The following is a 13,904-nucleotide window of genomic DNA, read 5'->3' as shown; positions in this document are numbered from 1 at the left end:
GGCCGCGGACAGGTGCGGCCATGGAGACTGTTCAGCAAGCGCCGTGCCAGCGCGGCGCGAAGCGCGCGATCGTTGTGCGCCAAGGGTTTGGGCGCCTCCGCTGCGGCCGTGCCCGGTGTCCGCGGACACGCGGACGGACAAGCCGGACAGGCGCGTACCCTCGGCCCGGACGCTGCGGTCAGTCGATCAGCCGGGCGCCTTCGCCGTGCGCCAGCGAGCGGGCGGTTTGCCAGCTCAACGCGCCGGCGGGCCCGGCGTTGCGCACGCTCAGCAGCGCGCACGGCCCGAGCGGCTGCAGGGTGAAGCGCAGCCGACGGGCGCGACTGCCGCGCAGCGACGGCGGCGGCCCCAGCGACGGTAGCTCCGGCGCCGTGGCGACCAGGCCGTCCCATGCCAGATAGTCGGTGTCCGGCAGCAGGTGCAGTTGCAGGCGCGGCACGCCGGCGTCGTCACACGCGGTAAGCCACTCGCGGGGACCATCGGCAGTGACTGCACAGGCGTGGCAGAGGAACCCGGGCCGCGCCAGCACCTGCAGCTCCGGTGCGGCCACCAACAGCCGATGGCTGGCGAGGCTGGCGGTCTGCGGCGGCTCGGACCACAGGCACAGCACAGGCCCGAGCGTGGCCAGGTCGCGTGCCAGGCGTTGCGGTTCGGGACGCAGCCAGCGCGCGGTGGTGCCGGTCATGGCGGAGCTGCGCAGCAGCCGCCGGGTCAGCGAGGGGGTCATGCGATCAGCCTCCAGCGGAGGGCCCGGCTGCTCGTCCGCGACGACGCTGGCAATAGGCCGGAAACGAAAACCTCACCGGCCGCCGCGGGGCCGCCGGCGGACCTGCTACTTGGTGAGGATCAGCTTGTCGTTGCGGGTCAGCCGCAGGTGGTATTCACCACCCTGGTGACGGATGACCAGCTCGCGCCCGCCGTCCAGCAATTGGTCGCTGGAGAGTGTGCGCACCGGCGCGACGGGGTCACGTGTGAGCGAAAGGCTGCCGGCGCGCGTGGTCGCGGCCTGGGTGCGGAGCGTGTGCAGGGGATGATTCACGAGGTCTTTCTCCACAGCGGGTTACGCCACGGATGATAACCATTCGCATTTAAGAGTCAACGGTTGCCGCGACGCTGTGGTTCAGCCGCGCGCGGCCCAGTCGGCAATGATCCGGTGCATTGCCGACACGCCGTCGAACAGCGCCGCCGGCCCCGGCTGCAGGATGATCGGCGACTTCACCTCGTGCAGCGCGCCATCGCGCACGGCGGGCATGGCATCCCAGCCGGGCCGCGCGGCGACCTTTTCCGGGCGGAAGCGCTTGCCGCACCACGAGCCGAAGATGATGTCCGGCTTGCGCGCGATCACCGGGTCGCCGCTGGCCAGGATGCGCTGCTTTGCCAGCGGCTCGCGCGCCAGCTCCGGAAAGATATCGTCGCCGCCGGCGATGGTGACCAGTTCGGCCACCCAGCGGATGCCGGTGATCAGCGGCTCGTCCCACTCCTCGAAGTACACCCGCGGCCGCCGCGGCAACGCCGCCGCGGCCGCTCGGATCGTTGCCAGGTGCGCTTCGGCCTGCTGCGCGTACGCATGCGCCTTCTCGTGCGCGCCGACCATCGCGCCCAACCGGCGGATGTAGGCGAGAATCCCGTCGACGCTGCGGTGGTTGGAGATCCAAACCTCCACGCCGGCCTTGATCAACTCGCGGGCGATGTCGGCCTGGATGTCCGAGAAGCCGATCACCAGGTCCGGCTGCAACGCGAGAATCTCGCCGATCTTCGCGCTGGTGAAGGCCGACACCTTTGGCTTTTCCCGTCGCGCCCGCGCGGGCCTCACGGTAAAGCCGGAGATGCCCACGATGCGGTGCTCCTCGCCCAGCGCGTAAAGCACCTCGGTCGGTTCTTCGGTGAGACACACGATGCGTTGCGGAAAGCTGTCGGACATGGAATCGGCCGTGGTGTGAGTGGCGCACGAGGCGGGCCGTCCATGGTAACCACCCGCGCCGGGATGCCCAGCGCAATCGCGTGCCGGTGCGCACTTGGGTCGATCTTCCCGCAGTGCAACGATCTTCCGCGCTGGTCCCCTTCGCATCGGGCGGACGCAGCGTAGACAACGCGCTACCCGAGCACCTGCCATGGCCCTTGCCTGCAGAACGCCGGCGCCGCTGCCATCACCGCTGCCGTCTGCCAACTGCTGGCAAACTATGCAGTTGAACCCTGCATTGGGTCGATCAGCGCATCGCTAGCCGACGCCGGCACCGCCGAGAACGGTCACCATCACCCGGCGCTGATGCGCATCCAGGCGTTGCTCCCAGAGGTACACGCCCTGCCAGGTGCCCAGCGCAAGTCGTCCCGCGTGTACCGGTATCGCCAGGCTCACTCCGGTGAGGATCGAGCGCACGTGGGCCGGCATGTCGTCCGGCCCCTCGGCGTCGTGCCGGAACAGCGGATCGCCGTCCGGCACGGCACGGGCGAACCAGCGCTCGAGATCGGCGCGCACCGTCGGATCGGCGTTCTCGCTGATCAGCAGCGAACAGCTGGTGTGCGCGATGAACACGTTCGCCAGCCCGACCTGCACGCCACTGGCGGCCACCGCGTTGGCCACCTCGTCAGTGATCTCGCTGAAGCCGCGCCCGCGCGTGTGCACGGTAAAGGCGGCCTGGGCGACATGATCGGCGACGTGGCGGCACATGGCGTTACGGGTACAGCATGCGCTGGGTCCAGGTCTGGCCGTGACGACTCCAGCGCACCCGCTCGTGCAGGCGGAACTCGGCGCCGTACCAGAACTCGACGATGTCCGGCTCGACCACGAAGCCGCCCCAATGCGGCGGACGGGGCACGTCGCGGCCCTCGAACTCCTGCTCGTAGCGCGCCACCCGGTGGTCGAAGGTCTCCCGGTCGGGCAGCGTCTGCGACTGCAGCGAGGCCCATGCGCCGATTTGGCTGCCGCGCGGGCGGGTGGCGAAATAGGCATCGGACTCTTCGGCCACGAGCTTGCGCGCCAGGCCTTCCACGCGCACCTGGATGCCGTCGCGCACACCCTTCCAGTGGAAGTTGAGCGCCACCTGCGGATGCTCTTCGAGCTGGCTGCCCTTGTCGCTGAGATAGTTGGTGAAGAAGCGGAAGCCCCGCTCGTCCACTCCCTTCAGCAACACGATGCGCGAACTGACCCGGCCCGCCGCATCGGCCGTGGCCAGATTCATCGCCGTCGGCTCCCGATCCCCCGCTGCCCTGGCTTCGTCCAGCAACCGCGTGAAGGTGTCCAGCATCTCTTGTTTGAGCATAAGGTCTTGAATCGTGGCCAGCGCGCGTCATCATGGCGCGGATGAACAACGATCCTAGCACGCAGAATCTGGCGCTGGCCGTGCACCTGCTCGACCACTACGCCGGCCGTATCGCGCGCGCGCGACGCCCCTACCTGATGGGTCTTTCCGGCCTGCAGGGCAGCGGCAAGAGCACGCTGGCGCGCGTGATCAAGGCACAGGCGGAAGCGCGCGGCATCGCCACCGAAGTGCTCTCGCTGGACGACTTCTACTACTCCCGCGCCGAGCGCGAGATGCTGGCCAAGGAAGTGCATCCGCTGCTGCGCACGCGCGGCGTGCCGGGCACCCACGAGATCGAGTTGCTGCTGTCGGTGCTGGTCGGGCTGCGCAAGGCGTCGGAGAAACTGCCGGTGCCGTATCCGCGCTTCGACAAGGGTCGTGACACGCGCCTGCCGCCGTCGCGCTGGCCCAAGGTCACCCGACCGCCGAAGCTGATCATCCTGGAAGGCTGGGCTCTCGGCATCCGTCCCCAGAACGCCGCGGCGCTCGCCAGCCCGGTCAACGAGCTGGAACGCGTCGAGGACCCGGACGGCACCTGGCGCCGCTGGGTCAACAAGCAGCTGCGCGCCTACCAGCCGCTGTGGCGCAAGCTCGACGCGCTGATCGTGCTGCAGGCACCGAACTGGGATGTGGTGCGCCGTTGGCGCAGCGAGCAGGAAGAGGCGTTGATTGCCCGGCATGCGCCGCTGGCGATGGATGCGCAGAGCATGGTGCGTTTCCTGGCGCACTTCGAGCGCCTCAGCCGGCACGCGCTGGCCACGCTGCCACCGCTGGCCGACAGCTCGGTCGAGTACGACACGGAGCGCCACGTGACCGGGCTGAACCACGGGCGATTCAGCACCGGCTGAAGCGGCGCGGGGCCCTACTCCACGACGAAATTGACGCGCATGTTCACGCGCCACTCGGTCACCTTGCCGTCGGGATCGGTGACCACCTTGATCTCGTTGAGCCAGGCTCCCTTGATGTTCTTGATCGACTCGGACGTCTTGGCGAGTCCGTGATGCACGGCGTCCTCGATGCCCTTGCCGGAGGACGCGTTGATTTCGATGACCTTGGCGACTGACATGGCGTGACCCTCTGCTGAGCCGCGCGAGCGGTGCGGCACGCCCCCCTGCCCGGCGCAGTCTGGCGTGTGCGGCCGGTGCCGGCACGCCGCAGCGCCACATCCGTCTCCACCGCGAACGGACGCCGCGCCTGCAGGCTCAATCCGGCGGCGCGGACGAGGCCAGCAGTGCGGCATAGCCCTGGCGGGCGTCCGGCCACTGCGGGCTCCAGCCAGTGGCGCGCAGGCGGGCGTTGCACAGGCGCTTGCTGCCAATGCCGGCCGGTGCCGGACCCTCGCCCGGCGGCGGCGCCCCGGCAAGTTTTGCCAGGTGGCCGTACAACTGATCGATCGGCAACGGCGTGTCGTCCGCACCCACGTAGACCGGCTTCGGCGCGGGCAGCGCGAGCAGATGGACCACGGCCGCGGCGGCGTCATCGATGTGGATGCGATTGGCCCAGTGCACCTGCGTGCGGGGCACGCGCGCCTGCGCGGCGCGCAGGCGGTCGATCAGCTGCAGCCGCCCCGGCCCGTACAGCCCGGCCAGCCGCAGCGCGATGCCGGTGACCGGCTGCGCGGCGAGCCAGCGCTCGGCCTGCAGCAGCACCGTGCCATTGAATCCGGGCGGATCGGGGGCCGTGTCCTCGTCCACCCAGCCGCCACCGCGTTCGCCATAAACCGCGCTGGAGGACACGAACAGCACCCGCGTGAGTGACCCGGCGTCGATGGCCGCCATCACGTGGCGCAAGCCGTCCAAGAACACTGCGCGATACGCCGCCTCGTCGCGTGCACCCGGCGTGGGCAGATGCACCAGTTGGGTGATGCCGGGCGGCAATCGCGGCAGGCGATCGACCCGCGTCAGGTCGCCGGCCAGCCACTGGATACCTTCGACGCCATCGTCCGGCGGATGCCGGCGCAACGCGAATACCGTGTCACCGCGTGCGATCAACCGTCGCGCCACGCGCTCGCCCAGATCGCCGCAGCCGGCCAGCAGCACGCGCTCGCTCATGCGGCGGAGTTCCGGCTCGTCGGCATGATGTGCCCTGCTAGCATTTGCGCATGAATCCGTCGTGCAACCTGTTCATCGTGGGGCCTACCGGCGCCGGCAAGACCTCGATCGGTCGACGCCTTGCCGCGCATTATGGCCTGCCCTTCGTCGATCTCGACCAGGAAATCGAGCGCCACTGTGGCGTGCCGGTGAGCACCGTGTTCGAGATCGAGGGCGAGGCGGGCTTTCGCCAGCGCGAGAGCCAGCTGCTGGACGACTGCAGCCGCCGCGACGGCGTGCTGCTGGCCACCGGCGGCGGTGCGGTGCTCGATCCGGTCAATCGTGGGCATCTCGCCGGGCGCGGCTACGTGGTGTGGCTGCAGGCCACCATCGAGCAGCAACTCGAGCGCCTCGCGCGCGACACCAAGCGCCCGCTGCTGGCCGGCGATGACCGCCGCGGCAAGCTCGCCGCCATGCGCGAGACGCGCGCGCCGCTGTATCGCGAGATCGCCGACCTCACCGTCAACGGCGAGCACGAGAACGTGACCACCGCCACCGAGCGCTGCATCGCGCTGATCGACACCCACTGGAAGCGCACGCAAGCCGCATGAATACCCCCGCCACGCAAACCATCGACGTCACCCTCGGCCCGCGCAGCTACGCCGTGCACATCGGCAGCGGCCTGCTGGGCGATCACCCGCGCTGGCGCCGGGCGATCCGCGGCCGCCATGCGCTGGTGATCAGCAACACCACGGTGGCGCCGCTGTATCTCGAACGCGTGGCACAGGGCCTGGACGGCCTGCAGTGGGACACGTTCCTGCTCGACGACGGCGAGGCGCACAAGACCTTCGACAACGTCGGCCGCGCGCTGGCCGCGCTGGCCAAGCTCGGTGCCACCCGCGACGCCTGCGTCATCGCGCTGGGCGGCGGCGTGGTCGGCGACCTGGCCGGTTTCACCGCGGCGTGCTGGATGCGCGGCATCGACTTCATCCAGCTGCCCACCACGCTGCTGGCGATGGTCGACTCCTCCGTCGGCGGCAAGACCGGCGTGAACCTGCCGGCCGGCAAGAACCTGGTCGGCGCGTTCCACCAGCCACGCGGCGTGTTTGCCGACATCGACACGCTGGCCACGCTGCCCGAGCGCGAGTTTCGTGCCGGACTGGCCGAGGTGGTGAAGGGCGCGGCGATCGGCGACGCGGACTTTTTTGCCTGGCTGGAAACACGCGCCAACGCGCTGGCCGCGCGCGACCCCGCCGTGGTGGCCGAAGCGATCGCTCGCAAGGTTGCCTACAAGGCCGGGGTGGTCGCCCGCGACGAAACCGAACAGGGCGAACGCGCCCTGCTCAACCTCGGCCACACCTTCGGCCACGCACTGGAAACCGCCGGCCGCTACACCACCCTGCTGCACGGCGAGGCGGTGGCGGTGGGCATGGTGCTGGCCGCGCAGCTCTCGCAGCAGCTGGGCATGGGTACGCTGGACGACACGCTGCGCCTGCAGCGCCTGCTCGATACGCTGGGCCTGCCCACCGACGTGCCGCCCGGCATGGACCCGCAGCAACTGCTCGCGCTGATGCGGCTGGACAAGAAGAACAGCGCTGGCGCACTGCGGCTGATCCTGTGGCGGGGCATCGGGCGGGCGGAGATCGTCAGCGGCGTGGCGGAGAACGCGGTGCTGGGCGTGCTGCAGGCGGCGGTTTAGACGTCCAGCGCGCGGGCGTCAGGTCGAGCCGTCGACGAATGGCGTGGCTCCCGGCAGTGTCCATTCCCCTCGGCGTCATTCCCGCGAAGAGTTTGCAACAGCCGCAGGCTGATCAGGCGGGAGGCGTTTCCCGACGGCGGCTGCCGGTCAATCACTTGCGCTGATGCAAGGGTCAAACCGGATGCCCGCGTTCGCGGAATGACGGCAACCAGCGATGGGTGCGCAGGGGGGCTTCACGCCGCACGGGTGACTGCGCGGATGCACTCACACCTCGTGGTGGATCGCCTCGGCCGGCATCTCGGCGGCCTTGCGCGCGTTGCGCCGGGGCGCCAGCTCCACCAGGTACATCGCCGCCAGCACCAGCGCGCCTCCACCGAGCATGCGCCAGGTCAGCGACTCGCCGCCGAAGGCCACCGCGAAGCCGGCGGCAAACACCGGCTCCAGCGTCATCACGATCGCGGCGCGGGTGGCCGGCATGTGCGCCTGCGCCCAGGTCTGCACCAGCATCGCACCGGCGCCGGCGGCCAGCGCCATGTAGATCAGCGCCAGCCATACGCCGCGATCCGGCGGCAGCTTCGGCCCGTGCGGCAGCGTCGCCAACAGGCACACCACGGCGATCGCCAGCATCTGCACCGTGGACAGCGCAAACGCATCGCCCGGCCGCGACCACTGCCCCAGCCCCACGATGTGCAGGCCGTACAGCGCCGCGGAGATCAGCACCAGCACCACGCCCTTGTTCACGGTGAAACCCTGCAGCGACAGCAGCGCCAGGCCGCCCGTGGCCAGCAGCACCGCGATCCAGGTGACCGACGGCATGCGCTGGCGCAGCAGCACGGTGCCCAGCAGCGGGGTGAACACCACATACATGCCGGTGACGAAGCCGCTGACGCTGGCCGAGGCGTAGATCTGCCCGGTGGTCTGCAGCAACTGGGCCACGCCGTACAGCGCACCCAGAGCCAGGCCCTGCAGCCACTGCCGGCGCGGCAGGCGCATCAGCGGACGGGCGAACATCAACGCCATCGCCAGGGCGGCGAGCACGAAGCGCACGGCGAGGAAATCGGCCACCGCCACGCGCTGCACCACGTCCTTGATCAGGAAGAAGGTCGAGCCCCACACCGCCGTCACCGCGATCAGCGCGACGGTGGCGAGTGCCGCACCACGGCGTGCCTGCGGGGCGCTCACGGCGCGGCGTCCCGTGCTGCGGCCCGGGCGGCCAGCCGTCGCCACAGCTGGCCGGGCACCTTCAGCGCGAAGTGCGCCCAGATACCCAGCCACACCAGCGCCGCCAGCGGCGGCTTGCGCGCGGCCGGATCGAAGGTGCGGAACCAGCGCCACATGCCGCGATGCTTGTACCAGCTCACGAACACCGGCCGGTGCCGGCTGGATCCGCCCTTGCCGTGCAGCACGCGCACGTCGCCGGCCAGCACCACGCGGTAGCCGGCGTCGCGCACGCGACGGCACAGATCGAGGTCTTCGCAGTGCAGGAAGTAGCGCTCGTCGAACCCGCCGAGGAAATCGAACAGCCGCCGCGGCATCAGGATCAGGGCTCCGGACACGGCCTCGGCTTCCACCGCCGCCGTGGGCATCGGCCCGCCGATTTCCACGCCCTCGCCACCCCGCTTGAGCAGCGTGTTCAACGCGCGATGCAGCAGCGGGTCGCGCCGATACGACGCCGGGTCAGGCACGCCCTGGGCATCGCATACCACCGCGCCGACCAGGCCCGCACGGGGGTGCTCCGCCAGTACCGCCAGCAGGCGAACCAGCGTATCCGGCTCGAGCAGGCAATCGGGGTTGAGCACCAGCAGGTGTTCGCCGCTGGCGCGCCGGGCGGCGCGGTTCACTGCCGGTCCGAAGCCCAGGTTGGCGTGGTTGAAGATCACCGAGAGCTTCGGCTCGTGTTCGTGTGCGCGCGCGATCGCCTCGGGCACGCCGTCGGCGGAGGCATTGTCGATCAGCAGCAGTTCGTGCACCTGGGCCAGCGCCAGCGCGCGCCGCACGCAGTCCTGCAGGCCGGGGCCGCTGTCGGCCGAGACGATGATGACGCTCACGCTGGCGGCGCCCGCGGCGGGGGCGGAGGGAATCGGGGGATGGGAGTTCACCGCGCAAGTATGCGGGAGCGGCGCGCGATCGGGTATGTCAGCGTCCGGTGGGACGGTCGCCGGCTTGGCGCAGCGGTCGCGGCATGTCTGCCCCGGCACCCTGCAACCATGGTTGCTCGGCGTGCCAGCCGCTCAGCCGGCGCCGACGCAGACGGTGCACGACGTCGCGTTCGCGGTCCCACAGCAGCACGCCCGGACGCGCCTCGAGCGCGAACCAGCGGCCACCGGGGCTGAAGCTGCAGCGGCCCAGCGGCGCCTCGATGCGGCCGCCATGAAGGCCGTGGTGTGGATCGAACAGGTAGCCGGCAAAGCCGCCGGGCTCGCTGCGATAGCGCACGACGCCGCCGGCAGGATCGGCCAAGGTGCGGTCGGGCGCTTCGGCAATCGCCTGCCAGTGCACCGGTTGCAGTTCGACGATGGCCGCGCCTGCGCGCAGCGGCGCCAGTGCCAGCTCCGGCCACTCGGCCGTGCCCGTGGCCGTGGCGTCCTCCTGCGCGGCGGCGCGTCGAAGGCCGCGGTCGAGCCAGGATTCGAGCCCGGCCAGCAGGGTGAAACCGACCAGCGCCGCGACCGCGGCGATGGTCCACGCCAGCGCGTCGTCACCCAGCCAGCGCTTCAGCGCCAGGACGACCCCGGGCAAGCCCCAGCGCAGACCGAGCCGCACGGTACCGGCCACATCCTGCAGGCGCTCCACCCCGATCAACAGCACGGCTGCGCCAGCCAGCAGCAGCGGCAGGCCGAGCCACCACGGCAACATCGCCAGCAGTACCAGCCAGCCGAGGTACGGCGCCCAGCGGCGCCACCATCGGGCAGCGGGCACGGGCGGCAACATGGTCAGCGGCCGCGCCGGGCGGCGCGGATGCTGCGGCAGCAGCGCGAAGCGCTCAGCCGCACCACACGCGGGCGTTGCGGAACATCCGCATCCACGGCGAATCCTCGCCCCACGCTTCCGGATGCCAGCTCATCTGCACGCTGCGGAACACGCGCTCGGGATGCGGCATCAGGATGGTCACGCGGCCGTCGGCGGCGGTGAAACCGGCCAGCCCGCCGGGTGATCCGTTCGGGTTGAGCGGGTAGTTCTCGGTGGGCCGGCCGCGGTTGTCGACGAAGCGCGCCGCCGCATGCGCCTTGGACGGGCTGCACACCTGCGGGAAGCTCACGCGGCCCTCGCCGTGCGCCACCGCCACCGGAATGCGCGAGCCGGCCATGTCGCGGAAAAACAGGCTGGGCGAATCGAGGATCTCCAGCGTCGCCACGCGCGCCTCGTACTGCTCCGAGGCGTTGCGCAGGAACTTCGGCCAGTGCTGCGCGCCGGGGATGATGTCCTTGAGCTGGCTCATCATCTGGCAGCCGTTGCATACGCCCAGGGCGAACTTGGACGGGTCGGCGAAGAACGCCTCGAACTGCGCGCGCAGGTCGGCGTTGTAGAGGATCGAGGTGGCCCAGCCGCGGCCGGCGCCGAGCACGTCGCCGTAGGAGAAGCCACCGCAGGCGGCGAGGCCGCGGAAGTCTTCCAGCTTCACCCGCCCGCTGGCGAGGTCGGACATGTGCACGTCCACCGCCTCGAAGCCGGCACGAGTGAACGCGGCGGCCATTTCCACCTGGCCGTTGACGCCCTGCTCGCGCAGGATTGCCACGCGTGGCCGTGAACGTGCCTGGGCGATGAACGGCGCGGCGATGTCCTTGGCGATGTCGAAGGTGAGCTTGGGCGTGATGCCCGGATCGGCATCGTCATGACGCCAGTCGTTCTCGGCGTCGGCGCTGTGCGGGTTGTCGCGCAGGCGCTGCATGGCGTGGCTGGTTTCGTTCCAGGCACCGAACAGCGTGCTCCACTGCCATTTGAAGGTGACCTCGTTGCCGAGGTACAGCTTGATGCCGAGCTTCTCCTTCGGCCGGCCGACGCGGTGGCTGAGCCCGGCCAGGCCGTGCCGCACGAGCAGCGCCTCGAACGCCTCGCGATTGGCTTCGGCCACCTGCAGCACGGCGCCGAGCTCCTCGTTGAAGAGCGCGCGCAGGGTCGCTTCGGCCCAGCCGTCCAGATGGATCTCCAGACCGCAATGGCCGGCGAAAGCCATTTCCAGCAGCGTGGTGATGACGCCGCCGTCGGAACGGTCGTGGTACGCCAGCAGCAGGCCGGCCCGGTTGGCCTCCTGCACCGCCTCGAACAGCGCCTTGAGGCGCTTGGGATCTTCCAGGTCCGGCGGCACGCCACCGGCGCGATTGAATACTTGGGTCAGTGCCGAGCCGCCCAGGCGGTCGCGGCCGCCGCCGAGGTCGATCAGCCACAGGTCCGACGGACCGCGGTCCATCTTCAGCTGCGGGGTGAGCGTGCGGCGGGCGTCGCTGACGCGGGCGAAGCCGGTGATCACCAGCGACACCGGCGACACTGTGCGCTGCTCCATCTCGCCGTCGTGCCAGACGGTCTGCATCGACAGCGAGTCCTTGCCCACCGGGATCGAGATATCCAGCGCCGGGCACAGCTCCATGCCGACGGCCTTGACCGCATCGAACAATGCAGCGTCTTCGCCCGGATGGTTGACGGCGGCCATCCAGTTGGCCGACAGGCGGATCTCGCCCAGCGAATCGATCGGCGCGGCGGCCAGGTTGGTGATCGCCTCGCCCACGGCGAGCCGCGCCGCGTCGGCGCTGTTGAGCAGCGCCACCGGGGCGCGCTCGGCCATCGCCATCGCCTCGCCGGCGTAGCCGTCGAAATCAGTCAGGGTGACGGCGCAATCGGCCACCGGCACCTGCCACGGGCCGACCATCGGATCGCGGTGGTTGAGGCCGCCGACGGTGCGGTCGCCAATGGTGATCAGGAAGTTCTTCGAGCCCACCGTGGGCAGGCGCATGATCCGCAGCACCGCCTCGTCCATGCCGATGCCCGACAGGTCGGGCACCAGGTCGATGCGCGCCCGCACGCGGCTGGCGTCGCGATGCATGCGCGGCGCCTTGCCGAACAGCACGTCCATCGGCAGGTCGATCACGGTCAGGTCGCGGCGCGGATCGCGCAGCACCAGCTGGCGCTCGGCGGTGGCCGTGCCGACCACCGCGAACGGGCAGCGCTCGCGTCGGCAGTAGCCCTCGAACTCGGGCAGGTCCTCGGCGGCGATCGCCAGCACGTAGCGTTCCTGCGATTCGTTGCTCCACACCTGCATCGGCGAGAGCGACGGGTCGTCGCAGGGAATCGCCGACAGGTCGAGGTCGCCACCCACGCCGGCATCGTTGAGCAGCTCGGGGATCGCGTTGGACAGTCCACCGGCGCCGACGTCGTGGATGCTGACGATGGGGTTGCGCTCGCCGCGCGACCAGCAGCTGTCGATCACCTGCTGGCAGCGACGTTCCATCTCGGCGTTGTCGCGCTGTACCGAGGCGAAGTCGAGCTCGGCGCTGGAGGTGCCCGAGGCGACCGACGAGGCGGCACCGCCGCCCAGGCCGATCAGCATCGCCGGGCCACCCAGCACGATCACCTTGTGACCAGGTTCGAGCTCGCGCTTCTGCACGTGGCCGGAGCGGATGTTGGCCAGCCCGCCGGCCAGCATGATCGGCTTGTCGTAGCCGCGGCGGAAACCCACCTGGCCCGGCAGCTCGGTCTCGTAGGTGCGGAAGTAGCCGCCCAGGCACGGCCGGCCGAATTCGTTGTTGAACGCGGCCGCGCCCAGCGGGCCGTCGCGCATGATCTCGAACGCGCTGGCCATGCGCGGTGGCAGCGGGCGCTCCACCTCCCACGGCTGCGGATGGCCGGGGATGCGCAGGTCCGACACCGAGAACCCGGTCAGCCCCGCCTTCGGCTTGGCGCCGCGACCGGTGGCGCCCTCGTCGCGGATCTCGCCGCCGGCGCCGGTGGCCGCGCCGGGCCATGGCGCGATGGCGGTGGGGTGGTTGTGCGTCTCCACCTTGATCGCGTAATCCACGCGCTCGTCGCGCGCCTGCCAGACACCGCCCTCGCCCGCGACGAAGCGCCGTCCCGCCGAGCCTTCGATCACCGCCGCGTTGTCCTTGTAGGCCGACAGCGTGTGCGCGGGCGAGTGCTTGTGGGTGTTCTTGATCATGCCGAACAGCGTGGCGTCCTGCGCCTCGCCGTCCACCGTCCAGCTGGCGTTGAAGACCTTGTGCCGGCAGTGCTCGGAATTGGCCTGGGCGAACATGAACAGTTCGGCGTCGGTCGGGTCGCGGCCAAGTTCGGCGTAGCGATCGGCCAGGTAGTCGATCTCGTCCTCGGCCAGCGCCAGGCCCAGTCGCGCATTGGCCGCCGCCAGGGCGCCGCGGGCGTCATCGCCCAGCGCCACGTGCGCCAGGTCGCCCGGCGAGCCGGCCAGGAAAAGTTCCTGCGCCTGCGCCAGATCCGTCAGCACCGACTGCGTCATCGCGTCGTACAGCACGCCCATCACCGCGGCGTGGTCCGGCGCCTCCGGCTGCGGCAGGCCGATCGCCTGCCAGGCCAGCCCGCGCTCGACCCGCCGCACGTCGAAACCGGCGCCGTGCAGGATGTCGGTGGCCTTGCTGGACCAAGGCGAGATCGTGCCCAGGCGCGGCACCACCCACAGCGTGGCCGGCTCGGGCTGCGCGTCGCGCGCCTCGAGCACCTCGAGCAGGCGCTGGCGCACGGCGCCCTCGGGCGCGTGCTCGGCGTCGAGGAAATAGACGAACCACGACGCCTGGATGCGCGCACCGCGATGCAGGGCATCGAGGCGGGCGTTGAGGCGGTCGAGGCGGAACGTGGAGAGGGCGCTTTGCCCGTCGAAAGCGATCATGCGGGAGGGGATGGCGCTGTACGGGA

14 protein-coding genes are annotated in these 13,904 nt (G+C 70.5%); 3 read left to right on the top strand and 11 right to left on the bottom strand.

The genetic code is table 11. The features are described from left to right. Nucleotides 1–178: 178 nt before the first annotated feature. The 5 genes from VFG40_RS05785 to pdxH all read right to left on the bottom strand — a co-directional run bounded on the left by VFG40_RS05785 (nt 179) and on the right by pdxH (nt 3,260). Entirely contained in the window at nt 179–727 is a 549-nt protein-coding gene (locus VFG40_RS05785; RefSeq protein WP_324895839.1) for a hypothetical protein, read from the bottom strand. Between the two features lie 105 nt (nt 728–832). Further along, nucleotides 833–1,039 (bottom strand): hemin uptake protein HemP, encoded by a 207-nt coding sequence (hemP, locus tag VFG40_RS05780; RefSeq protein WP_324895837.1) that lies wholly within the window; start codon nt 1,037–1,039, stop codon nt 833–835. 81 nt (nt 1,040–1,120) lie between these two features. Next, a complete protein-coding gene (locus tag VFG40_RS05775; protein WP_324895835.1) occupies nt 1,121–1,921 on the bottom strand; it encodes a helical backbone metal receptor in 801 nt (266 codons plus the stop codon). A gap of 297 nt (nt 1,922–2,218) precedes the next feature. Further along, on the bottom strand, nt 2,219–2,668 hold the full coding sequence (locus VFG40_RS05770) for a secondary thiamine-phosphate synthase enzyme YjbQ (RefSeq protein WP_324895833.1): 450 nt from the start codon (nt 2,666–2,668) through the stop codon (nt 2,219–2,221). 4 nt (nt 2,669–2,672) lie between these two features. Continuing rightward, nucleotides 2,673–3,260: a pyridoxamine 5'-phosphate oxidase gene (gene pdxH, locus VFG40_RS05765; protein ID WP_324895831.1), complete on the bottom strand. Its 588-nt coding sequence runs from the start codon at nt 3,258–3,260 to the stop codon at nt 2,673–2,675. Nucleotides 3,261–3,301: 41 nt separating this feature from the next. Here pdxH and VFG40_RS05760 point away from each other — a divergent pair, with 41 nt between their 5' ends. Continuing rightward, nucleotides 3,302–4,147, top strand: coding sequence for a kinase (locus VFG40_RS05760; protein WP_324895829.1), 846 nt, complete (start codon nt 3,302–3,304; stop codon nt 4,145–4,147). A gap of 14 nt (nt 4,148–4,161) precedes the next feature. Here the strand turns inward: VFG40_RS05760 and VFG40_RS05755 are convergent, their stop codons facing one another. Together VFG40_RS05755 and VFG40_RS05750 are read right to left on the bottom strand one after the other, a co-directional pair. Then, on the bottom strand, nt 4,162–4,365 hold the full coding sequence (locus tag VFG40_RS05755; RefSeq protein WP_324895827.1) for a dodecin family protein: 204 nt from the start codon (nt 4,363–4,365) through the stop codon (nt 4,162–4,164). Nucleotides 4,366–4,501: 136 nt separating this feature from the next. Then, entirely contained in the window at nt 4,502–5,350 is an 849-nt protein-coding gene (locus VFG40_RS05750) for an NAD-dependent epimerase/dehydratase family protein (RefSeq protein ID WP_324895825.1), read from the bottom strand. Between the two features lie 50 nt (nt 5,351–5,400). Here VFG40_RS05750 and VFG40_RS05745 point away from each other — a divergent pair, with 50 nt between their 5' ends. Both VFG40_RS05745 and aroB read left to right on the top strand, forming a co-directional pair. Then, nucleotides 5,401–5,940, top strand: coding sequence for a shikimate kinase (locus tag VFG40_RS05745; RefSeq protein ID WP_324895823.1), 540 nt, complete (start codon nt 5,401–5,403; stop codon nt 5,938–5,940). Then, the gene (aroB, locus tag VFG40_RS05740) at nt 5,937–7,028 is read left to right on the top strand and encodes a 3-dehydroquinate synthase (RefSeq protein ID WP_324895821.1); all 1,092 of its coding nucleotides are present in this window, start codon (nt 5,937–5,939) and stop codon (nt 7,026–7,028) included. The genes VFG40_RS05745 and aroB overlap by 4 nt, the downstream gene beginning before the upstream one ends. Before the next feature lie 264 nt (nt 7,029–7,292). Here the strand turns inward: aroB and VFG40_RS05735 are convergent, their stop codons facing one another. The 4 genes from VFG40_RS05735 to purL all read right to left on the bottom strand — a co-directional run bounded on the left by VFG40_RS05735 (nt 7,293) and on the right by purL (nt 13,878). After that, nucleotides 7,293–8,210: a DMT family transporter gene (locus VFG40_RS05735; RefSeq protein WP_324895819.1), complete on the bottom strand. Its 918-nt coding sequence runs from the start codon at nt 8,208–8,210 to the stop codon at nt 7,293–7,295. Next, on the bottom strand, nt 8,207–9,127 hold the full coding sequence (locus VFG40_RS05730) for a glycosyltransferase family 2 protein (protein WP_324895817.1): 921 nt from the start codon (nt 9,125–9,127) through the stop codon (nt 8,207–8,209). The genes VFG40_RS05735 and VFG40_RS05730 overlap by 4 nt, the downstream gene beginning before the upstream one ends. A 37-nt stretch (nt 9,128–9,164) precedes the next feature. Further along, nucleotides 9,165–9,947 (bottom strand): hypothetical protein, encoded by a 783-nt coding sequence (locus VFG40_RS05725; protein WP_324895815.1) that lies wholly within the window; start codon nt 9,945–9,947, stop codon nt 9,165–9,167. Between the two features lie 64 nt (nt 9,948–10,011). Further along, complete coding sequence (gene purL / locus VFG40_RS05720; RefSeq protein ID WP_324895880.1) at nt 10,012–13,878, bottom strand: phosphoribosylformylglycinamidine synthase; 3,867 nt, start codon at nt 13,876–13,878, stop codon at nt 10,012–10,014. Nucleotides 13,879–13,904 lie beyond the last annotated feature (26 nt).

The organism is Dyella sp. (assembly GCF_035685805.1).
In the GTDB taxonomy this organism is placed as follows: domain Bacteria; phylum Pseudomonadota; class Gammaproteobacteria; order Xanthomonadales; family Rhodanobacteraceae; genus Dyella_A.
The sequence above is the reverse complement of the archived record's forward strand: the minus strand, read 5'-3'. Positions and strand labels throughout refer to the sequence as shown.

Coding starts and splice junctions, on each gene's coding strand:
- VFG40_RS05785 (WP_324895839.1), bottom strand. CDS start 727: ATGACCCCCTCGCTGACCCGGCGGCTGCTGCGCAGCTCCGCCATGACC.
- VFG40_RS05775 (WP_324895835.1), bottom strand. CDS start 1,921: ATGTCCGACAGCTTTCCGCAACGCATCGTGTGTCTCACCGAAGAACCG.
- VFG40_RS05770 (WP_324895833.1), bottom strand. CDS start 2,668: ATGTGCCGCCACGTCGCCGATCATGTCGCCCAGGCCGCCTTTACCGTG.
- pdxH (WP_324895831.1), bottom strand. CDS start 3,260: ATGCTCAAACAAGAGATGCTGGACACCTTCACGCGGTTGCTGGACGAA.
- VFG40_RS05760 (WP_324895829.1), top strand. CDS start 3,302: ATGAACAACGATCCTAGCACGCAGAATCTGGCGCTGGCCGTGCACCTG.
- VFG40_RS05755 (WP_324895827.1), bottom strand. CDS start 4,365: ATGTCAGTCGCCAAGGTCATCGAAATCAACGCGTCCTCCGGCAAGGGC.
- VFG40_RS05750 (WP_324895825.1), bottom strand. CDS start 5,350: ATGAGCGAGCGCGTGCTGCTGGCCGGCTGCGGCGATCTGGGCGAGCGC.
- VFG40_RS05745 (WP_324895823.1), top strand. CDS start 5,401: ATGAATCCGTCGTGCAACCTGTTCATCGTGGGGCCTACCGGCGCCGGC.
- aroB (WP_324895821.1), top strand. CDS start 5,937: ATGAATACCCCCGCCACGCAAACCATCGACGTCACCCTCGGCCCGCGC.
- purL (WP_324895880.1), bottom strand. CDS start 13,878: ATGATCGCTTTCGACGGGCAAAGCGCCCTCTCCACGTTCCGCCTCGAC.